Genomic DNA, 20,668 nt, shown 5'->3' with positions numbered 1-20,668 from the left:
GATGCCTTTGAAGCGCATCGCGAAAGAGCATCGCGGGCAAGGCCCGCTCCTACGGCTCCCTTTTTCCTTGTTGACTCGCCATGACCGACCCGCTTTCGCGCACCCACGCCATCGCCCTGGACGCCGCCGACCCGCTGCGCCCGCTACGCAACGATTTCCTGATCCCCAAGCACAAGCACAACGAGCAGGTCTATTTCTGCGGCAACTCGCTGGGCCTGCAGCCGCGCGGCGCGCGCGAGCACGTGCTGCAGGTGCTGGACAAATGGAGCCACGAGGCGGTCGAAGGCCACTTCACCGGCCATGCGCAATGGCTGACCTATCACGAGCAGGTACGCGAACCGCTGGCCCGGGTGGTCGGCGCGCTGCCTTCGGAGGTGGTGGCGATGAATTCGCTGACCACCAACCTGCATCTGATGATGGTGAGCTTCTACCGCCCCACGCCCGCGCGCCCGGCGATCCTGATCGAAGCCGGCGCGTTCCCCTCCGACCGGCATGCGGTCGAATCGCAGATCCGCTTCCACGGCTTCGATCCGGACACCGACCTCATCGAAATACTGTCCGATGAAGTGGACGGCACCATTTCCATGGCGGCGATCGAGCGCGCCATCGCCGAACACGGCCCGCGGCTCGCACTGGTCCTGTGGCCCGGCATCCAGTACCGCACGGGACAAGCGTTCGACCTGAAGGAGATCGCGCGCCTGGCCCATGCGCAGGGCGCCGTGGCCGGCTTCGATCTGGCTCATGCGGCCGGCAACCTGCCCCTGCGGCTGCACGACGACAACCCGGATTTCGCGGTCTGGTGCCACTACAAATACATGAACGCCGGTCCCGGCGCGGTCGCCGGCTGCTTCGTCCACGAGCGCCATGCGCATACCGATCGCCCGCGTTTCGCCGGCTGGTGGGGCCACGAGAAGAAGACCCGGTTCCAGATGGGCCCCGAATTCGTGCCCACCCCCGGCGCCGACGGCTGGCAACTGAGCAATCCGCCGATCCTCGGGCTGGCGCCGCTGCTGGCGTCGCTGGAGTTGTTCGACAAGGCCGATGGCGTCGCCGCGCTGCGGACCAAATCGGAAAAGCTGACCGGTTTCCTGGAAGCGCTGATCCGCGCTCGCGTCGCCGATACCTTGCAGGTCATCACTCCCGCAGAACCCGCACGCCGCGGCTGCCAACTTTCACTGCGCGTCACCGGTGGGCGCGAGCGCGGACGCGAGCTGTTCGAATACCTGACCTCGATCGGCACCATCGGCGACTGGCGCGAACCCGACGTGATCCGCATCTCGCCGGCGCCGCTGTACAACAAGTTCATGGATGTGTACCGGTTCGTCGAGGAAGTCGAGTCGTGGCGCGGGGTGTGATCACTTTCGCGTGGAACATGGGAAAAACCGTCATTCCCGCGAAAGCGGGAATCCAGCGACTTGAACTGCATGGAGATTGCTTATGGAAAAGCAGCCCGCTGTCTACATCATGGCCAAGGACAGGAATGCCACGCTCTATGCAGGCGTCACTAGTAACCTTATCGCCAGAACCTGGCAGCATCGTGAACACATGGCGGAAGGGTTACACGGAAATATGATGTGACGAGGCTGGTTTGCTATGAGCTTCATGGAACGATGGAAACTGCGATCGCCCGGGAGAAGAACGTTAAAAAGCGGTTGAGAGCCTGGAAGATCGAGCTTATCGAAGGGAAGAATCCATATTGGAATGATCTTTGGCCGGAAATTTCTAGCTAGAGCCCGCAGGCACTGGATTCCCGCTTCCGCGGGAATAACGAGTAAAGGCGAAACTTTTGCAGACTAGTGAATCCAGATCCATCACCCTGATCGGCGCCGGCCTCGCCGGCGCCCTGCTCGCCACGCTGTTGGCACGACGCGGCTGGCAAGTGGATGTCCACGAGAAGCGCGGCGACCCGCGGGTGAAGGGCTATGAAGGTGGTCGCTCGATCAACCTGGCCCTGGCCGAACGTGGTCGCAACGCGCTGCGCCAGGCCGACGCCGACGACGAGGTGATGACCCAGGCGGTGATGATGCGCGGGCGCATGGTCCACTTCCTCGATGGGCGACAGCAACTGCAGCGCTACGGGCGCGATGACTCGGAAGTGATCTGGTCGATCCATCGCGGCGACCTCAATATCTGTCTGCTGGACCTGGCCGAACAGGCCGGCGCCAGGCTGCATTTCCACCAGCGCCTGGAAAGCGTGGACTTCGACGCGAAGACCGCACGCTTCATCGATGACCGCGACGCAAGCGCGCACGACCTCGGTTTCACTGCGCTGGTCGGCGCCGATGGCGCGGGCTCCTCGCTGCGGGCAGCGATGATGCGGCTGTCGGATCTGGGCGAGCGTACCGAATTCCTGGACCACTCCTACAAGGAGCTGGTGATCCCGCCGGCCGAAGACGGCGGCTTCAAGATCGAACCCAATGCGCTGCATATCTGGCCGCGTGGCCGCTACATGTGCATCGCGCTGCCGAACGACGAAAAGACCTTCACGGTCACCGCCTTCCTGCCGAACGAAGGCGAACCCAGCTTCGCCACGGTGAAGACCGGTGCGCAGGCCATGGCCTTGTTCCAGCGCGATTTCGCCGATGCCATACCGCTGATCCCCGACCTGGAACAGGACTGGGAGCGCAACCCTCCCGGTCTTCTGGCCACTCTCTACCTGGAGCGCTGGCATATCGACCGACGCGCCGTGCTGCTCGGCGACGCAGCGCATGCGATGGTGCCGTTCCACGGCCAGGGCATGAACTGCGCCTTCGAGGATTGCGTGGCGCTGGCGCGCAAGCTCGAGGAACACACCGACCTAGCCGAAGCCTTCGCCGCATTCCAGGCCGAGCGCCGGCCCAACGCGCTCGCCATCCAGCAGATGGCGCTGGAGAACTACCTGGAGATGCGCGACCGGGTCGACGATCCCGATTTCCTGTTGCAGCGGGAACTGGAGCGCGCGCTGCAGGAACGCCATCCGGGGCGCTTCGTGCCGCACTACACCATGGTCACCTTCATGCTGATCCCCTACTCCGTCGCCCTTGCGCGCAGCGACATCCAGCGTGGGATCCTGGTCGCCGCCACCCTGGGCAAGGATTCGCTCGACGCCATCGACTGGGATGCCGTCGACGCGGATGTGCTCGCACGCCTGGACCTGTTGGTGGATGCCGCCTAGATGGCCGCGAGCTTCCTCTTCTACGATCTCGAAACCTTCGGCCGCGACCCACGCCGCACCCGCATCGCCCAGTTCGCCGCGGTGCGCACCGATGCCGACCTCAAGCTGATCGAGGAACCGATCAGTTTCTTCGTGCAACCTGCCGACGACCTGCTGCCCTCGCCCATCGCCACCCTGATCACCGGGATCACCCCGCAGCGTGCCCTGCGCGAAGGCGTGAGCGAAGCCGAAGCCTTCGCCCGCATCGCCGAGGAAATGTCGCGATCGGAAACCTGCACCCTTGGCTGGAATTCGCTGCGCTTCGACGACGAGTTCGTCCGTCATGGCCTGTTCCGCAACTTCCATGACCCCTATGAGCGCGAGTGGCGTGGCGGCAATTCGCGCTGGGACATGCTCGACGTGATGCGCCTGGCCCATGCCCTGCGGCCGCAAGGCATCGAATGGCCGCAGCGCGAGGACGGCAAGGGCGTTTCGTTCAAGCTCGAGCACCTGGCCCTGGCCAATGGCGTGCGCGAAGGCGATGCGCACGAAGCGCTTTCCGATGTGCTCGCCACCGTTGGAATGGCCCGCAAGTTCCGCGACGCGCAACCGCGGCTATGGGATTACGCGCTGAAGTTGCGCGACAAGAAATTCGCCGCAGCGCTGCTCGACACCATCGCGCTGACCCCGGCCCTGCATGTTTCCCAGCGTTATCCCGCCAGCCGTCTGTGCGCCGCACCGGTATTGCCGCTGGCACGGCATCCGCGCTTCGACAACCGGATCATCGTGTTCGACCTGGACGGCGATGCCGACGCACTGCTGCAGCTCGATGCGGAAGACATCGCGGACCGTGTGTACACGCCCGCGGCGGACCTGCCGCCTGGCGAGGAACGCGTGCCGCTGAAAGAGGTGCATCTCAACCGGTCGCCGGCGCTGGTGGCCTGGTCGCACCTGCGCGGGGAGGATTTCGTACGGCTGCAGATCGACAAACCAGGCGTGGAAGCGGTAGCCGGCCAGCTCCGCCCCCATGCCTCGCAGCTCGCCGAGAAGGTGCGCCAGGTATTCGGCAGCGAGCGTGCGCACGACAAGCCCGATGCAGATGCTTCGTTGTACGACGGATTCATCGCCGACGGCGACAAGCGCCGCCTTGCGGAAGTCCGGGCCACGCCGCCCGAGCACCTGGACAGGCGCGAGTTCGGCTTCAAGGACCCGCGCCTGCCGGAATTGCTGTTCCGCTATCGCGCACGCAACTGGCCCAGCACCTTGACGCAGCCGGAACAGCGGCGATGGGATGCTTATCGCAGGCAACGGTTGAACGTGGATGGTGGATTGTCGGAAATGACTTTCGAAAGCTACTTCCATGAAATCGACGCCCTGCGGGTGCAGCATGCGGGTGACGGCGGCAAACTGGCCCTGCTCGACCATCTGCAGGTATGGGGCGATGATCTGCAGGTCGCTCTTTCGTAGGAATGCCGTAGGAATGCCGTAGGAGCGACGTGAGTCGCGAAACAACGGATCATAGAACATAGGAATCCCCGACTTCGCGACTCACGTCGCTCCTACGGCGGCGCCCTCCATCGCAAACCGACTGCCATGACCCAATATTTCTCCGATGCCAGCTTCAAGTTCCTGCGTGCCTTGGCCAAGAACAACGACAAGACCTGGTTCGCCGCGCACAAGCAGCAATACGAAGATCATGTGCGCCAGCCGTTCCTGCGCCTGCTGGTGGACCTGCAGCCGGACCTGGCGGCGGTGAGTCCGCACTTCCGTTCCGATCCGAAAACCGTCGGCGGCTCGCTGTTCCGCATCTACCGCGACGCCCGCTTCTCCAACGACAAATCCCCGTACAAGTCCTGGCAAGGCGCGCGCCTGTACCACGAGCGCCGCAAGCAGGTGCCGGCGCCCTCGTTCTACCTGCATCTGCAGCCGGGCGGATGCTTCGTCGGCGCGGGCCTGTGGCACCCCGAACCGGACACCCAGCGTCGCATCCGCCAGTTCATCCACGACAATCCCGGCAGTTGGAAAGCCGCCGCGCACGCGCCGAAGTTCCGCAAGCGCTTCGATTTCGAGGAAGGCGAAATGCTGAGCCGGCCGCCGCGCGGGTTCCCGGCCGATTTCGAATTCATCGACGACCTGAAGCACAAGAACTTCGTGTTCTGGCGCTCGCTCGAGAACGACACCATGACCGGACCGAAGTTGCGGCAGGTACTGGCCACCGACCTGGCCGCATTGGCGCCTTTCGTGGACTACCTTTGCGCGGCGCTGGACCTGGAGTTCTGAAATGAAGAAGTGGATCGCACTGGCCGTCGTCCTCTTGCTCGCGCTGGCGGGCTACGTCGCCGCCGGCCCCTACCTGGCCATCAACGGCATCCGCACCGCACTGGCCGAACAGGACACCGGCAAGCTGGAACGGCACGTGGATTTCGCCGCGTTGCGGGTCAGCATCAAGGCGCAGGTGGAGGACTCGCTGGCGCGGCGCGTGGGCAACGAGGTCCAGTCGAACCTGTTCGGCGCCCTCGCGCTGTCCGTAGCCGGCGACCTGCTCGGCAGCGGCGTCGACGCCATGGTCACGCCCCTGGGCATCGGTGCGCTGCTGCAGGGACGCAGCATGTGGAAGAAATCGCTCGGCGACACCGTGGATGGCGATACCTACGGCAAGCCCGTCCCCGCCGATCCGTTGAAGAACGCCGAGCATCACTACGAATCGCTGTCGCGCTTCACCGCAACCGTGCATGACGAAGACGGCAAGCCGGTGGTATTCGTGTTCAAGCGCAACGGGCTCAGCTGGAAGCTGGCCGACATCCGCCTGCCATTGTAGGAGCGCCCCTTGGGCGCGATGCCCCTGCGCGATGTGAACGAAGAGCATCGCGCCCAAGGGGCGCTCCTACGGGAATCGGTCAGGGATTGGCGACGCCATGCGGCACGTGCCCGGTAGCCACATGCAGGCGCGCACTGTCGATGTTGTGCTGCGAATCGTCGAAGAAGATATCGGCGCCGAAGGCCTCCAGGAACGGGCCCTTGTGGCGGCCGCCGAGGAACAGCGCTTCGTCCAGGCGCACACCCCATTCGCGCAGGGTGCGGATCACCCGCTCATGCGCGGGCGCCGAGCGCGCGGTGACCAGCGCAGTGCGGATGGGTGCGTCCTTGCCCGGTGGAAACGCGGCCTGCAGGTCGTGCAGCGCGGACAGGAAGCCCCGGAAGGGTCCGCCCGACAAGGGCTCCTTGGCCTTGTCGCGTTCGTGCCGGCCGAAGGCTTCCACGCCCTGCTCGCGGGAAACGCGCTCGCTCTCGTCGCCGAAGATCACCGCGTCGCCGTCGAAGGCGATGCGCAGCTGATCCGAGCGCTGCTGCAGGGCTTTCGCCGGCAGGATCGTGGCCGCGGCGATACCGTGTTCAAGCGAACGGCGCACGGACTCGGGGTTGGCGGACAGGAAGAGATCGGCGCCGAACGGCCGCGCATACGGCCAGGTCGGCTCGCCGGAAGTGAAGGTCGCACGGACGATGCCGAGCTTGTGGTGCTGGATCGAATTGAAGATGCGCAGCCCGGTATCGGCGGAGTTGCGCGATAGCAGGATCACCTCGACCCGTGGCGCAGCGACCGGCGCACCCTCGTTCAATGCGAGCAGCTTGCGCACCACCGGGAAAGCCATGCCGGGCGCCAGCACATCGTCTTCGTGGTCGCGCTGGAAGCTGCTGTAGGCATCGACACCCTCGCTTTCGTACAGGCTGTGGCTCTCTTCCAGGTCGAAGAGCGCGCGCGAGGTCACGGCGACGGTCAGCAGGCGGGGGATGTTGTCGGAAGACATGCGGCGATTATCCCGCACCGTGGTCGCAGCACGCGAGATATCGTGGCCCGGGCCTCAGGCGCCAGGAGCGGCGCGCACCACGACCCGGGCCGGTGGTCCACGCAGGTTGCTGCGGGTCACCGCACGCACTTCGACTTGCAGGTCGATGGGCTGTTGTTGCGACGGTCCGCCTTCCCGCCACATGAAAAGGAAATCGCCACGGCGTCCGTTGATCGGCGCCTGGACCGGACCTTCGGGGAAAATGACGTAATCCGTGGCACCGGAAACCACTTTGAACTCGAACCCCAGGTCGCGCAGCTTGTATCCGCCGCGCGGCCACTCGATCTCGACGCTGAGCAGGCCGGTGTCGTCGCAGGTGGAATGCCTGGGACCGATTCCTCGAACGATTCCGGTCACCACCGCTACCGGCGCTGGCAGGTCTCCGGATGTCCCGGCGGTCGGCACGCTGCCCGCAGCGGGCTCGAACGCGGTCAGCCTGCTGGTCATGCCGCAAGCCCCTGCGCCAGGCGCGATCAACCATGCGCACAACACGACTGCACACGACTTCCTCATAGGAGACCCCTCCCCCAATCGAACCGTCTGGATCCAGCCGCCCAAGTCGCGGCTGCCGGCAGCATACGGCAACCGCGCGGACGCCGCTCAGACCACGAACTGCTCGCTGAGGATGCGTTCTTCGAGGTTGTGCTCCGGATCGAACAGCAGGGTCACGATGCGTTCGCGCGATTCGCGGATGGTCACTTCGACCACGTCGCGCACTTCGTGCGAGTCGGCGGTGGCGCTGACCGGGCGCTTATACGGGTCGAGCACATGGAAGCGCACTTCGGTATCGGCCTTGAGGATCGCCCCACGCCAGCGGCGCGGCCGGTAGGGCGCGATCGGGGTCAGGGCGATGGTGTGCGAACCCAGCGGCAGGATCGGGCCATGGGCGGAGAAGTTGTAGGCGGTGCTGCCGGCCGGGCTGGCGACGAGCACGCCATCGCAGACCAGTTCATCCACCCGGGTCTGGCCGTTGAGGTCGATGCCCAGGTGCGCGGCCTGGCGGGTCTGCCGCAACAGCGAGACTTCGTTGTAGGCCAGCGAAGCGATGCTGGCGCCCGATTCGGTGAGCGCCAGCATTTCCAGCGGGCGCAATTTGGCGGGCTCGGCCGCGGCGATGCGATCGAGCAGATCGTCGTCGCGATAGTGGTTCATCAGGAAGCCGACCGTTCCCAGCTTCATGCCGAACACCGGTTTCCCCAGGCTGCCGTGGCGATGCAAGGTCTGCAGCATGAAGCCGTCGCCACCGAGCGCGCAGAGCACGTCGGCGTCTTCCGGCTCGCACATGCCATGCCGTGCCTGCAGCACGGACAGGGCCTGCTTGGCCTCGTCGGTCGGACTGGCAAGGAAGGCGATGCGCGGCGCTTGGGTGCTCATGGCCGCAGCATACCGTGTCCCCCGACAATGTAGGAGCGGGCCTTGCCCGCGATGCTTTCGCATCCGTAGCAGATGCAAAGGCATCGCGGGCAAGGCCCGCTTCTACGATCCGTCTCAGCCGGGCTTGCCCGGCTGCTTCCGATCAACCCATGCCGTCAGTGCTTGGCCGACAGCTGCGACAGCCGTTGCACCGCGACCGACGTGGTCGGGTAGTCCAGCGTCTTCTGCGCGGCAAGCTCGTTGAGCATGCCCAGGGTGAAGCGCAGGACCGGGTCGTCGCGTTCGATCCAGTGACGGACCTTGGCATCGGCGTTCGCGCCCGGCATCGACAGGACCTGGTCGGTGAGGACGCGCTGTTGCGTGGCCAGTTCATCGCGCAGCACGCCACGCGCCACCGCATGCCAGCGGCCATCGACCTGCAAGCCGTCGATCTGCTCGAACAGCCACGGGATATGCAACGCTTCGCCCAGGCGGAAGTGGACCTTGGAAACCTCCACCGGCTTGAGCTTGCGCGCACGCGCCACTTCGATGATGTCGCAGGAAGACTCCAGGTACGGCAACGCGGCCAACTGGTCGACCAGCGCCGGCGGCAATCCCTTCTGTTTCCATTCGCTGCGGCTGGCCTCGTAGGCCGGACGTTGCGAATCGGGCAGCACGCCGCCCGCGGCGCGGATCTCGTTGTAGCCGTCGTGGTAGCGCGCCACCGCCGTGGCGATGTCGGGAATCGGACCCGGTCGCCCCAACAGCCAACGCGTGAACGAACGCTGCAACGACCAGATCACCTGCAAGGCATCGATCTGCACCGATTCCGGCACCTTGCCGTCGAGCGCGTCGATCTGGTTCCACAAGGCGCGCGCATCCAGGGTCTCGCGGGTGATGGTGAAGGCCTTGGCCACTTCGGCCGGGCTGCGGCCCGAGTCTTCCTGCATGCGCAGCAGGAAGGTGGCGCCCATGCGGTTGATGGTCGAGTTGGTGACCGCGGTGGCGATGATTTCGCGCTTCAGGCGAAGTTTTTCCATCTCCCCCGAGTACTTCTTCTGCAACGGTTCCGGGAAGTAGCGCTGCAGTTCCTTGGACAGGTAGGGGTCCTCGGGAATATCCGAATCCAGCAATTGCTGGAACACCACCAGCTTGGAATAGGACAGCAGCACCGCCAGTTCCGGACGGGTCAGTCCCTGCCCGCGCGCCTTGCGTTCGGCCAGCTCCGTGTCGGACGGCAGGAATTCGATCTGCCGGTCCAGCAGCCCCTGCGATTCCAGGGTCTGGATGAAGTGCTGCTTGGAACCCAGCCGCGACACGCTCATGCGCTCCATCAGGCTGATCGCTTGGTTCTGGCGATAGTTGTCGAACAGGACCAGGCCGGCGACTTCATCGGTCATCGAGGCCAGCAGCTTGTTGCGCGCGTCATAGGTCAGCTTCTTCGCCTGGACTACGCCATTGAGCAGGATCTTGATGTTGACCTCATGGTCCGAGGTATCCACACCGGCCGAGTTGTCGATGAAGTCGGTATTGAGCAAGGTGCCGTTCTGCGCCGCCTCGATGCGGCCCAGCTGGGTCATGCCCAGGTTGCCGCCCTCGCCCACGATCCTGCAGCGCAGGTCGCCGCCGTTGATGCGCAAGCCGTTGTTGGCGCGGTCGCCTACATCGGCATTGCTCTCCGAAGCGGCCTTGATGTAGGTGCCGATGCCGCCGTTCCACAACAGGTCCACCGGCGACTTCAGGATCGCGCTCATCAGCTCGTTCGGCGACAGCGACTTCACGTCATCGGCCAGGCCGAGCGCCGCGCGTACCGGTGCGGTGATCTCGATCGATTTGAGCGAACGCGGATAGATGCCGCCGCCCTTCGAAATCAGCTTGGCGTCGTAGTCGGCCCAGCTCGAACGCGGCACCTTGAACATGCGCTGGCGCTCCTTGAACGAGCGCGCCGCATCCGGGTTGGGGTCGAGGAAGATGTGGCGATGATCGAAGGCGGCGACCAGGCGGATATGTTCGGACAGCAGCATGCCGTTGCCGAACACGTCGCCGGACATGTCGCCGATGCCGGCGCAGGTGAAATCCTCGGTCTGCGAATTGCGGTTGAGGGCGCGGAAGTGGCGCTTGACCGATTCCCACGCGCCCCTGGCGGTGATGCCCATGCCCTTGTGGTCGTAGCCGACCGAGCCGCCGGAGGCGAACGCATCGCCCATCCAGAAACCGTGGGCGATGGCCAGGCCGTTGGCGATGTCCGAGAACGTGGCCGTGCCCTTGTCCGCGGCGACGACCAGGTACGGATCGTCGTTGTCGTGGCGGACCACGTCGACCGGCGGCACGATCTTGTTGCCGACGATGTTGTCGGTGATGTCCAGCAGGCCCTGGATGAACATCTTGTAGCAGGCGATGCCCTCGGCCAGCACCGCGTCGCGGTCGCCCCCGACTGGTGATTGCTTGACGAAGAAGCCGCCCTTGGCGCCGACCGGAACGATCACCGTGTTCTTCACCATCTGCGCCTTGACCAGGCCCAGCACCTCAGTGCGGAAATCCTCGCGCCGGTCGGACCAGCGCAGGCCGCCACGCGCCACCGGCCCGAAGCGCAGGTGCACGCCTTCCACGCGCGGCCCGTAGACGAAGATCTCGCGATACGGGCGCGGCTTGGGAAGGTCCGGGACCCGCGCCGAATCCAGCTTGAAGCTGATCGTGTGCGCGGGCTGGCCATCGCTGCCCTTCTGGTAATAACTGGTGCGCAGGGTGGCTTCGATCACGCCGATGAAACTGCGCAGGATGCGGTCGTCGTCCAGGCTGGAGACGCGATCCATCAGCTTGAGCAGGGTCTTGTGGGTGGCCTCGACCTGGCGCTCGCGCTTGTCGCTGCGTGCGTCGACCACGTACTGCAGCGCTTTCAACGTAGCCTCGTCGCCGCCCGCCAGCGCATGCAGCTGCTGCATGAAACGCTGCTGGCCCAGCTTGATCTCGGCCTTGCTTTCGCGACCCGTTGCCGGGTCGAAACGCGCCTCGAACAGCTCCACCAGCAATCGCGCCAGCAGCGGATAGCGGTTGAGGGTTTCTTCCACGTAATTCTGCGAGAACGGCACTCCGGTCTGCAGCAAGTACTTGCAGTAGCCGCGCAGCAGCGCGATCTGGCGCCATTCCAGGCTGGCGCCCAGCACCAGCCGGTTGAAACCGTCGTTCTCGGCATCGCCGCGCCAGACCCGTGCGAAGGCCTCCTCGAACGCGGCGCTGCGGTTCTCGACGTCGATCTCGCCGCTGCTGGATTCGACCTCGAATTCCTGGATGTACGTCGCCGCGTTGTCCACTTCCAGGCGGAACGGATGCTCGGAGATCACCCGCAAGCCCATGTTCTCCATCAGCGGAAGCGCATCGGACAGTGAGATGTCCTGCAGCTGGCGGTAAAGGTTGAGCCGCAACCGGCCTTCGCCGTCGCGCTGGCGACGCGACAGGTGCAGGCTCAGGCGCAGGTCGTGCGGTCCCTGGAGCGCGGCCAGGCTTTCCACGTCGCTGGCGGCGAGTTCCGGCGTGACCGTTTCGATGTATCCCGCCGGCAAGGCGCGTGCATAACTGCCGGAAAGCCTCAGGCCTTCGGATTCGCCATGACGGGCGATCAGGATCTCGCGCAGGTCGTCCTGCCAGTTGCGCAACAGGTGGGCCAGGCGCGCCTCGAGCTGCGCGGTGTCGATTTTGACCAGTTCGCCGGCGTGCGGCCGCACCACCAGGTGCAACTGCGCAAGCGGCGATTCGCCGAGCTGGACGGTGGTGTCCACGTATTCGCCGTGCAGCGCTTCCTTCAACAGCGCCTCGATGCGCAGGCGCACGTCGGTGTTGAAACGCTCGCGCGGGATGTACACCAGCGCTGAGAAGAACCGGCCATAACGGTCGCGGCGCAGGAACAGTTTGCTGCGCACGCGCTCCTGCAGGCCGAGGATGCCCATGCTGGTGCGGCTGAGCTCTTCCTCGCTGGACTGGAACAGTTCTTCGCGCGGCAGGGTTTCCAGGATGTGGCGCAAGGCCTTGCCGCTGTGGCTGTCGGGCAACAGGCCGGACTGGCGCATCACGTGTTCGTGGCGCTCGCGCACCAACGGGATTTCCCAGGGGCGGCGATTGTAGGCGCTGGAGGTGTACAGGCCGATGAAGCGCTGCTCGGCGACCGGATTGCCCTTGGCGTCGAATTCGAGCACCCCGATATAGTCCATGTTGCCCGGGCGATGCACGCTGGAGCGCGCGTTGGTCTTGGTCAGGATCAGCGTATCCACCGAACCCGATTGCGGCATGTAGTACGCAGCCAGGGACTTCACGTTGCGGGCGGTGGAGTGGTCCTTGCCGCGCAGCAGGCCCAGGCCGCCATCAAGCGCATTGAGGATGCGTTCGCCGTTTTTCTGCTCGATGCGGTATTCGCGGTAGCCGAAGAAGGTGAAGTGGTCGCTCGCGGCCCAGCGCAGGAACTCCTGCGCCTCGCGGCGCCCGGCGTCGTCGATCGGCATGCGCCGCGTGGCCAGCTCCTCGGACAACGACAGCATCCTGTCGCGCATCGCGTTCCAGTCCTGGACGATGGCGCGGACTTCGCCGAGCACCTGGCGGATGCGGGCCTCGATCACTGGCATCTGTCCGGCCGGCTGGCGGTCTATTTCCAGCAGCATCAACGATTCCGACTTGCCCTCGCCGACCGCGGTGAGCTTGCCGGCCTTGTCGCGGGTGAAGCGCAGCAGCGGGTGGCCCAGTACGTGCACGCCGATGCCGGCATCGGCCAGGGCCATGCTCACCGAATCGACCAGGAACGGCATGTCGTCGTTGACGATCTGCAGCACGGTGTGCGGCGACTCCCAGCCATTGCCCTTCAGGCTGGCGTTGAACACGCGCACGTTGGCCGTGCCGGGTTTGCGCACGCGGGCGAAATCGAGCATGTCGCAGGCCAGCGCGGCCCAGGCCTCGGGGCTGTGGTGCGGGTATTCGTCTTCTTCCATGCGCTTGTAGAACGACTCCGCGAATGCCTTGGCTTCGGCCTGGCGCGCCGCGGGCAGGCGCTTGCGGATCGCAGCGAAAACAGGCTCCAGCGAGAGCCCCGGCGAGGGCCTGGGGGACGCTGGCTTCGCAGCCGGAGGCTTGCTGGCCTTGCCAGCGGCGGATTCGGTTTTGGACGGGGACTTCGCGGCTTTTTTCGGTTTGCGAACAGCGTTCATGCAGGACATGGCTCTGTGTTTGTAGGCAGTCCGCAATTGTAGCCCTGAAGGCGATGACCGCCTTGTTGCACGGCCACAAATGCCCGTACTTTCCGGTGAAACGACAGGCCGCGCCAGCGAACCGCCGAAGAATTCGGGCTTGTTCGTCCTTTCGTCTTTTGAAGCGAGGAGTGAGTGGAGAGGAGTGAGGAGTGAGTGGGAGCGGAAGGGCGAAGCGCCGCCATGCAGAGAGCGGCGCCAGACGCCCGCACCCGCCTACACTCGTTCCTCGTTCCTCGTTCCTCGTTCCTCGTTCCTCGTTCCTAAGTTCCTCCACTCACTCCTCTCCACTCACTCCTCGCCCCTCCCCGGCACTAGCCAAATTGTGAACTGGACGGTATAGTCCAGTTTCGATGCAGCCCTCCCCCCTCCCTTCCCCCGCTTCACTGCGACGTCAGCGTGTGCACGATGCAGTGCGCGAACTGATGGCCGAACAGGGTTTCCGCGTCAGCATGGACGCGGTGGCGGCGCGTGCGGGTTGCTCGAAACAGACCCTGTATTCGCATTTCGGCAGCAAGCAGGAACTGCTGCGCAGTGTCATGCAGGAGCACCTGGACATGGCTACCGCGCGCCTGGACGGCAAGGCGGGGGGAGCGACCAATCCACGCACGACCCTGCTCGGGTTCGCCATGGAGCATCTGCAGCGCCTGTCGGACCCGTCCGTGGTCGCCACCTGCCAGTTGCTCAGCGCGGAGGCCTCCCAGTTCCCCGAAGAAGCCCGGACCCTGTACCGCGACGGTTGCGAAACCCTGCAGCGACGCCTGGCCGAGTGGCTGCGCCTGGCCATGCGCAGCGGGCAGCTCAGGCATGACGATCCTCACTACACAGCCGAACTGTTGCTGGGCATGATCGTGGGCCTCGATTTCGAGCGCCAGCGCTTCGCAGTGCCGCATCGCGACAGCGACGACCGCCGCAAGCACTGGGCCGGGTTCGCTGTCGATGCCTTCCTTCGTGCCTTCTCGGTCGATGCATCACCAGCACCGACACAACCACATCCTATATTCCCCATTTCCAGGCCTTGATCCGGAGCCCCCCCATGACCTCTCCCCTTCGCATGCTTACCCTGAGTTGCGCGCTGCTTCTGGCCCTGGCGGCCTGCAAGAAGCAGGAACAACCCGCCCCGCCGCCGCCGGAAGTCGGCGTGATCGCCGCGGTTGCGCAGAACGTACCGCTGCAGCGCGACCTGGTCGGTCGCCTGGCCCCCGTGCGCAGCTCCGATGTACGCGCCCGCGTTCCCGGCGTGCTGCTCAAGCGCCTGTACCAGGAAGGCAGCGACGTGAAGGAAGGCCAGGTGCTGTTCCAGATCGACCCGGCGCCACTGCAGGCCGCGTTGAGCGCCAGCCAGGCGCAACTGGCATCGGCCCAGGCCAGCTATGCCAATGCGCATGTCGCCGCCAATCGCGCACGCCAGCTGATCGGGCAGAAGTTCGTGTCCAGGGCGGACCTGGACAACGCCGAAGCTACCGAACGCAGCGCCGCCGCCGCCGTGCAATCGGCCAAGGCCGGGGTGACCAGCTCGCGCATCAACCTGGATTACGCCAGCGTGCGCGCGCCGATTTCCGGACGCGCCGGCAAGCAGCAGGTGACCGAGGGCGCACTGGTCGGCCAGGGCGACGTGACCCTGCTGACCACCGTGGACCAGCTGGATCCGCTGTACGTCAACTTCTCGATCAGCGCCAGCGAACTGGAACAACTGCGCAACGCGCAGAACGTCTCCCTGTCCGGCGACGGCGAATCGACGGTCAGCGTGTTGCTGGCCGACGGCACGCCTTATGCCGAAACCGGCAAGCTGGATTTCTCCGGCACCGTCGTCGATCCGAACACCGGTGCGATTTCGTTGCGCGCGACCTTGCCCAACCCGGACAAGAGACTGTTGCCGGGCAGCTTCGTCACCCTGCGCGCGACCCTGGGCGAGCAGAAGAACGCGTTCCTGGTCCCGCAGGCCGCGATCCAGCGCGACGCCGCCGGCGGTTACGCCATGGTCGTCGGCAAAGATGGCAGCGTGGTCCGCAAGAATGTGGTCACCGGCGATGCCACCGGCGGCAACTGGCTGATCACCGGCGGCCTGGCCGCCGGCGACCAGGTCATCGTTTCCGGCCTGCAGAAGGTGAAGGAAGGCGCGCCCGCCAAGGCCGTGCCCTGGAAGCCCGCGGCACCCGCCGCCGGCAAGCCCGCGCCCGTCGCCGCCCAGCCGGAATAAGGAAACTCCCCCATGCCCAAGTTCTTCATCGACCACCCGATCTTCGCCTGGGTGGTAGCGATCCTGATCTCCATTTCCGGGGTGATCTCGATCCTCAACCTCGGCGTCGAGTCCTATCCCAGCATCGCCCCGCCGCAGGTGACGGTCAGCGCGTCCTACCCGGGCGCCAGTGCGGAAACCACCGAGAAAGCGGTCACCCAGGTGATCGAACAGCAGCTCACCGGCATCGACCACCTGCTGTATTTCAGCTCGTCCTCCAGCGCCAGCGGCCGCGCCAACATCACCCTGACCTTCGAAACCGGGACCAACGCCGACATCGCCCAGGTCCAGGTGCAGAACAAGGTCGCACTGGCCACCCCGCGCCTGCCCACCGAAGTGACCCAGCAGGGCGTGGTCGTGGCCAAGGCCAACGCCGGCTTCCTGATGGTGGCGGCGTTGCGTTCTGAAAATCCGTCGGTCAACCGCGACCAGCTCAGCGACATCGTCGGTTCGCGCGTGCTCGACCAGATCTCGCGCATCCCCGGCGTCGGCAGCACCCAGCAGTTCGGCGCCGAGTACGCGATGAACATCTGGTTGAATCCCGACAAGCTGAAAGGCTACGGCATGTCCGCCAGCCAGGCGCTGGCCGCGATCCGCAGCCAGAACGTGCAGTTCGCCGCCGGCTCGCTGGGTTCGGCGCCCGCGCCCAGCGACCAGGGCTTCACCGCCACGGTTTCGGCGGAAGGCCGCTTCAGCTCGCCCTCGGAATTCGAGAACATCATCCTGCGCGCCAACAGCGACGGCACCACGGTCCGGCTCAAGGACGTGGCCCGCGTCGCCTTCGGCTCTTCTTCCTACGGCTTCGACACGCAATGGAACGGTGCGCCGACCGGCGCCTTCGCCATCCAGCTGCTGCCTGGCGCCAATGCGCTGAACGTGGCCGAGGCCGTGCGCGCGAAGATGGACGAACTGCAGCCCAGTTTCCCGCAGGGGGTGTCCTGGTTCTCGCCGTACGACAGCACCACCTTCGTCAAGATCTCGATCGAGGAAGTGGTGAAGACCCTGGGCGAGGCGCTGGTGCTGGTGTTCCTGGTGATGCTGATCTTCCTGCAGAACATCCGCGCGACCATCATCCCCACCCTGGTGATCCCGGTGGCGCTGCTGGGCACGTTCCTGGGCATGTCGATCATCGGTTTCACCATCAACCAGCTGACCCTGTTCGCGATGGTCCTGGCGATCGGCATCGTGGTCGATGACGCGATCGTGGTGATCGAGAACGTCGAACGGATCATGACCGACGAGAAACTCCCGCCCAAGGAAGCCACGCGCAAGGCCATGGGCCAGATCACCGGCGCGGTGATCGCGATCACCGTGGTCCTGGCGGCGGTGTTCATCCCCAGCGCGCTGCAGGGCGGCGCGGCCGGCGAGATCTACAAGCAGTTCGCGCTGACCATCGCCATCGCCATGGGTTTCTCCGCGTTCCTGGCGCTCGGCTTCACCCCGGCGCTGTGCGCCACCTTCCTGAAGCCGACCGAACAGCACAAGTCCAACTTCGTGTTCCGCACCTTCAACAAGTACTACGACAAGATCAGCCGCACCTACGTGGGCCACATCGGCAGCGCGGTCAAGCATGCGCCGCGCTGGATGGTCCTGTTCGCGGTACTGGCGCTGTTGTGCGGCTTCCTGTTCACCCGCCTGCCCGGCAGCTTCCTGCCGGAAGAGGACCAGGGTTACGCGTTGGCCATCGTGCAGTTGCCGCCCGGCGCCAGCATGAAGCGCACCGGCGAGGTCTTCACCCAGATGCGCGGCATGCTGGAGAAGCAGCCGGAATTCGAAGGCATGATGCAGATCACCGGCTTCAGTTTCGTGGGTTCCGGCGAGAACGTCGGTATGGCCTTCATCAAGCTCAAGCCCTGGGGCGAGCGCGACATCAGCGCCACCGAGTTCATCGGCAAGCTCAACGGCATGCTCTACGGCATCAAGGAAGCCAGCATCTTCGTGGTCAACCTGCCGACGGTGAACGGTCTGGGCCAGTTCGGCGGCTTCGACATGTACCTGCAGGACCGCAGCGGCGCCGGCCAGAAGGCCCTGACCGATGCGCGCAATATCCTGCTCGGCAAGGCCAACCAGAATCCGGCGCTGACCGCGGTAAGGCCGAACACGCTGGAGGACGCGCCGCAACTCAAGCTGCACGTGGACCGCGTGCAGGCCCAGGCCATGGGCATGTCGGTCAGCGACATCTACAGCGCGATCCAGCTGATGCTGGCGCCGGTCTACGTCAACGATTTCTTCTACGAAGGCCGGATCAAGCGCGTGACCCTGCAGGCCGACGCCCCATTCCGCATGGGTCCGGAAGCGCTGAGCCATTTCTACACGCCCAGCAACCTGGTCACCGCCGCCGGCACCGGTTCGGTGGACAGCACCATGATCCCGTTGAGCAATGTGATGAAGACCGAATGGATCACCAGTCCGCCCGCGCTGACCCGCTACAACGGCTATGCCGCGGTCAACATCAACGGCTCGCCCGCGCCGGGGCGCAGTTCCGGCGAAGCGATGCAGGCGATGGAGGAAATCGTGGCCAACGACCTGCCCGCGGGTTTCGGCTACGACTGGACCGGCATGTCCTACCAGGAAATCCTGGCGGGCAACGCGGCCACGCTGCTGTTGGCGTTGTCCATCGTGGTCGTGTTCCTGTGCCTGGCCGCGCTGTATGAAAGCTGGTCGATCCCGCTGGCGGTGTTGCTGGTGGTGCCGATGGGCGTGCTGGGCGCGATCCTGCTGACCATGGCCCGCGGCCTGCCCAACGACATCTACTTCAAGATCGGCCTGATCACCATCATCGGCCTGGCCGCCAAGAACGCGATCCTGATCATCGAGTTCGCGGTGGAACAACGCCGCGAAGGCAAGACCCTGCGCGACGCGGTGGTCGAAGCGGCGCACCTGCGCTTCCGCCCGATCCTGATGACTTCGTTCGCCTTCATCATGGGCGTGATGCCGATGGCGGTCTCCAGCGGCGCCGGCGCCAACGCGCGCCACGCGATCGGCACCGGCGTGATCGGCGGCATGATATTCGCCACCTTCCTCGGTCTGCTGCTGATCCCGGTGTTCTTCATCGTGGTGCGGCGCATGCTGGGCGACAAGCTGGACGAGCCGTCCAGGGAATACCTGGAACACAAGAACCAGCCGGCACCTCGCTGACAAGCAACGCGCCGACAAGCAACTCGATCCATCCAAAGCCCCGGCCTTGCCGGGGCTTTTTTTCCATGCGCTCAGCCAAGAGCGGAGGGACGCCCGCGTAACTGTCATTACGCTCTACCGCCATGACATTGCAATTCGATCCGACGCGAGACCCACGATCCTGGCTGGCGCCAATGTGCGAAGTTTGTCGATCCAGTGCGTACTGGTTCGTCGCATCGGCAAATCCCCCTTGGCCAATCGCCCCGCCTTGCACCGCATATCCAGCCGCGAGACCAACCTCTGCCGCGAATGCATGTCGCAGCATGTGCGACGCGGAAAGGACAATCTGCATTGATCATTCCTGCATCGGGTACTTTCCTTGCGTCCGATGGGCCGGTATCTTCCACCCTGGCGCCGTCCCCCAGCCACGCCTCCCTGCCCAGCTCCCCGAATGCGATCGCCAGACTACGGATGACGTGGAGGCAATCGCCCGGGCCTGCCAAAAATCCGCGACATGGTCTGCCTGGCCACGTCTATCCGTTTCCTCGAGGTTCCTCCCATGGTTGAGAAAGAAAAGCCGAAGAAGCCTGCCTCCCTGCCCAAGCGCCTGTTCTGGATGCTGCTGCTCGCGTTCGTGGTATTCGGCGGCGTGTTCGCGGTCAAGGCGTTCCTCGGTGCGCAGACCAATGCCTTCTTCGACAGCATGCCGCAGCCGGCCGCGGCGGTGACCGACTACATCGCCAAGCAACAGGAATGGAGCGATGCGCAGGAATCCGTCGGCACCTTCGTCGCGATCAACGGTACCGAAGTGACCACCGAAGCAGGTGGCGTCGTGCGCGAACTGTCGATCCGCTCCGGGCAACCGGTACGGGCCGGCACGGTGCTGGTGCAGCTCAATACCAGCAACGAACTGGCGGTGCTGAAATCGCTGGAAGCCTCGGCCAGGCTGGCCGTGGTCCAGCGCGACCGCTGGCGCGCACTGGGCAAGGACAAGCTGGTTTCGCAAGCGGAAGTCGAAGAGCGCGCCACCCAGGCGGCGACGGCCCTGGCCCAGGTGGAAGCGCAACGCGCGTTGATCGCGCAGAAAACGATCCGGGCGCCGTTCGACGGAATCCTGGGCCTGCGCAAGGTCAACCTGGGCCAATACGTGAACCCGGGCGACGCCATCGTCAGCCTGCAGTCGCTGGACCCGATCTACCTGGATTTCTCGCTGCCCGAACAGCGCATGGGCCAGGTGACCGAAGGCACCCGGGTCCGGGCCACGGTCGACGCACTGCCCGGGCAGGTATTCGAAGGCAAGATCACCGCCATCGAGCCGCTGGTCGATGCCAGCACCCGCAACTTCAAGGTCCAGGCGACCGTGCCCAATCCAGGCAACAGGCTCAGCCCGGGCACCTTCGCCCACGTGGACTTCGACACGGGCGATGCCCGCAACGTGGTCGTGATTCCGCAGACCGCGGTCAGCTTCAACCCCTATGGCAATGCGGTCTACGTCATTACCAAGGTCAAGCGCGCCGAGGGCGAGAAGGACATGCAGGGCAAGCCGCTCACCGGCGACAAGCTCATCGTCACGCAGCGTTTCGTCAAGACCGGCGCCACCCGCGGCGACCTGATCGCGGTGACCGATGGGCTCAAGTCCGGCGAGCGGATCGCGACCAGCGGCTTGCTGAAACTGCGCAACGAAGCCGAAGTGACCGTCAACAACAAGGTGCAGCCGGCGGCGAACGCCAGTCCGACGCCCGAGAACCGCTGA

At 65.1% G+C, this 20,668-nt stretch carries 14 protein-coding genes; 10 read left to right on the top strand and 4 right to left on the bottom strand.

The annotated features are described in order from the left end of the window. Positions 1 to 80 precede the first annotated feature (80 nt). The 6 genes from kynU to CSC74_RS02540 all read left to right on the top strand — a co-directional run bounded on the left by kynU (position 81) and on the right by CSC74_RS02540 (position 5,951). A complete protein-coding gene (gene kynU, locus CSC74_RS02565) occupies positions 81 to 1,355 on the top strand; it encodes a kynureninase (protein ID WP_162312844.1) in 1,275 nt (424 codons plus the stop codon). Between the two features lie 82 nt (positions 1,356 to 1,437). After that, a complete protein-coding gene (locus CSC74_RS17690) occupies positions 1,438 to 1,578 on the top strand; it encodes a GIY-YIG nuclease family protein (protein WP_343037868.1) in 141 nt (46 codons plus the stop codon). A gap of 208 nt (positions 1,579 to 1,786) precedes the next feature. Further along, a complete protein-coding gene (locus tag CSC74_RS02555; protein ID WP_162312843.1) occupies positions 1,787 to 3,154 on the top strand; it encodes an FAD-dependent oxidoreductase in 1,368 nt (455 codons plus the stop codon). Continuing rightward, a complete protein-coding gene (sbcB, locus tag CSC74_RS02550; RefSeq protein ID WP_162312842.1) occupies positions 3,155 to 4,600 on the top strand; it encodes an exodeoxyribonuclease I in 1,446 nt (481 codons plus the stop codon). Between the two features lie 126 nt (positions 4,601 to 4,726). After that, entirely contained in the window at positions 4,727 to 5,413 is a 687-nt protein-coding gene (locus CSC74_RS02545) for a DUF2461 domain-containing protein (protein ID WP_162312841.1), read from the top strand. Position 5,414: 1 nt separating this feature from the next. Then, positions 5,415 to 5,951: a DUF2939 domain-containing protein gene (locus CSC74_RS02540; protein WP_162312840.1), complete on the top strand. Its 537-nt coding sequence runs from the start codon at positions 5,415 to 5,417 to the stop codon at positions 5,949 to 5,951. Positions 5,952 to 6,030: 79 nt separating this feature from the next. On the opposite strand, the gene CSC74_RS02535 is transcribed toward CSC74_RS02540, so the two are convergent. The 4 genes from CSC74_RS02535 to CSC74_RS02520 all read right to left on the bottom strand — a co-directional run bounded on the left by CSC74_RS02535 (position 6,031) and on the right by CSC74_RS02520 (position 13,520). Then, positions 6,031 to 6,939, bottom strand: a complete 909-nt coding sequence (locus tag CSC74_RS02535) for a 5'-nucleotidase (protein WP_162312839.1) — start codon at positions 6,937 to 6,939, stop codon at positions 6,031 to 6,033. Positions 6,940 to 6,993: 54 nt separating this feature from the next. After that, on the bottom strand, positions 6,994 to 7,425 hold the full coding sequence (locus CSC74_RS02530; RefSeq protein WP_162312838.1) for a hypothetical protein: 432 nt from the start codon (positions 7,423 to 7,425) through the stop codon (positions 6,994 to 6,996). Between the two features lie 153 nt (positions 7,426 to 7,578). Beyond that, positions 7,579 to 8,352, bottom strand: coding sequence for an NAD kinase (locus CSC74_RS02525; RefSeq protein ID WP_162312837.1), 774 nt, complete (start codon positions 8,350 to 8,352; stop codon positions 7,579 to 7,581). 155 nt (positions 8,353 to 8,507) lie between these two features. Continuing rightward, positions 8,508 to 13,520, bottom strand: coding sequence for an NAD-glutamate dehydrogenase (locus CSC74_RS02520; protein WP_162312836.1), 5,013 nt, complete (start codon positions 13,518 to 13,520; stop codon positions 8,508 to 8,510). Positions 13,521 to 13,912: 392 nt separating this feature from the next. On the opposite strand from CSC74_RS02520, the gene CSC74_RS02515 reads away from it, so the two are divergent. The 4 genes from CSC74_RS02515 to CSC74_RS02500 all read left to right on the top strand — a co-directional run bounded on the left by CSC74_RS02515 (position 13,913) and on the right by CSC74_RS02500 (position 20,668). Then, a complete protein-coding gene (locus CSC74_RS02515; protein WP_162312835.1) occupies positions 13,913 to 14,581 on the top strand; it encodes a TetR/AcrR family transcriptional regulator in 669 nt (222 codons plus the stop codon). A gap of 14 nt (positions 14,582 to 14,595) precedes the next feature. Then, positions 14,596 to 15,759, top strand: a complete 1,164-nt coding sequence (locus CSC74_RS02510) for an efflux RND transporter periplasmic adaptor subunit (RefSeq protein ID WP_162312834.1) — start codon at positions 14,596 to 14,598, stop codon at positions 15,757 to 15,759. 12 nt (positions 15,760 to 15,771) lie between these two features. Beyond that, positions 15,772 to 18,936 (top strand): efflux RND transporter permease subunit, encoded by a 3,165-nt coding sequence (locus tag CSC74_RS02505; protein ID WP_162312833.1) that lies wholly within the window; start codon positions 15,772 to 15,774, stop codon positions 18,934 to 18,936. A gap of 538 nt (positions 18,937 to 19,474) precedes the next feature. Then, positions 19,475 to 20,668, top strand: coding sequence for an efflux RND transporter periplasmic adaptor subunit (locus CSC74_RS02500; protein WP_162312832.1), 1,194 nt, complete (start codon positions 19,475 to 19,477; stop codon positions 20,666 to 20,668).

It is taken from the genome of Pseudoxanthomonas yeongjuensis (genome assembly GCF_010093345.1).
Classification (GTDB): Bacteria; Pseudomonadota; Gammaproteobacteria; order Xanthomonadales; family Xanthomonadaceae; genus Pseudoxanthomonas_A; species Pseudoxanthomonas_A yeongjuensis.
Note: the sequence above shows the minus strand (reverse complement) of the source record. Positions and strands in the feature narration are given on the sequence as shown.

Bases quoted from the DNA above. Each gene is read 5' to 3' on its own strand.
- CSC74_RS02530 (WP_162312838.1), bottom strand. From the start codon at position 7,425: ATGACCAGCAGGCTGACCGCGTTCGAGCCCGCTGCGGGCAGCGTGCCG.
- CSC74_RS02500 (WP_162312832.1), top strand. From the start codon at position 19,475: ATGGTTGAGAAAGAAAAGCCGAAGAAGCCTGCCTCCCTGCCCAAGCGC.
- CSC74_RS02525 (WP_162312837.1), bottom strand. From the start codon at position 8,352: ATGAGCACCCAAGCGCCGCGCATCGCCTTCCTTGCCAGTCCGACCGAC.
- kynU (WP_162312844.1), top strand. From the start codon at position 81: ATGACCGACCCGCTTTCGCGCACCCACGCCATCGCCCTGGACGCCGCC.
- CSC74_RS02540 (WP_162312840.1), top strand. From the start codon at position 5,415: ATGAAGAAGTGGATCGCACTGGCCGTCGTCCTCTTGCTCGCGCTGGCG.
- CSC74_RS02505 (WP_162312833.1), top strand. From the start codon at position 15,772: ATGCCCAAGTTCTTCATCGACCACCCGATCTTCGCCTGGGTGGTAGCG.
- CSC74_RS02520 (WP_162312836.1), bottom strand. From the start codon at position 13,520: ATGAACGCTGTTCGCAAACCGAAAAAAGCCGCGAAGTCCCCGTCCAAA.
- sbcB (WP_162312842.1), top strand. From the start codon at position 3,155: ATGGCCGCGAGCTTCCTCTTCTACGATCTCGAAACCTTCGGCCGCGAC.
- CSC74_RS17690 (WP_343037868.1), top strand. From the start codon at position 1,438: ATGGAAAAGCAGCCCGCTGTCTACATCATGGCCAAGGACAGGAATGCC.
- CSC74_RS02545 (WP_162312841.1), top strand. From the start codon at position 4,727: ATGACCCAATATTTCTCCGATGCCAGCTTCAAGTTCCTGCGTGCCTTG.
- CSC74_RS02510 (WP_162312834.1), top strand. From the start codon at position 14,596: ATGACCTCTCCCCTTCGCATGCTTACCCTGAGTTGCGCGCTGCTTCTG.
- CSC74_RS02535 (WP_162312839.1), bottom strand. From the start codon at position 6,939: ATGTCTTCCGACAACATCCCCCGCCTGCTGACCGTCGCCGTGACCTCG.
- CSC74_RS02515 (WP_162312835.1), top strand. From the start codon at position 13,913: ATGCAGCCCTCCCCCCTCCCTTCCCCCGCTTCACTGCGACGTCAGCGT.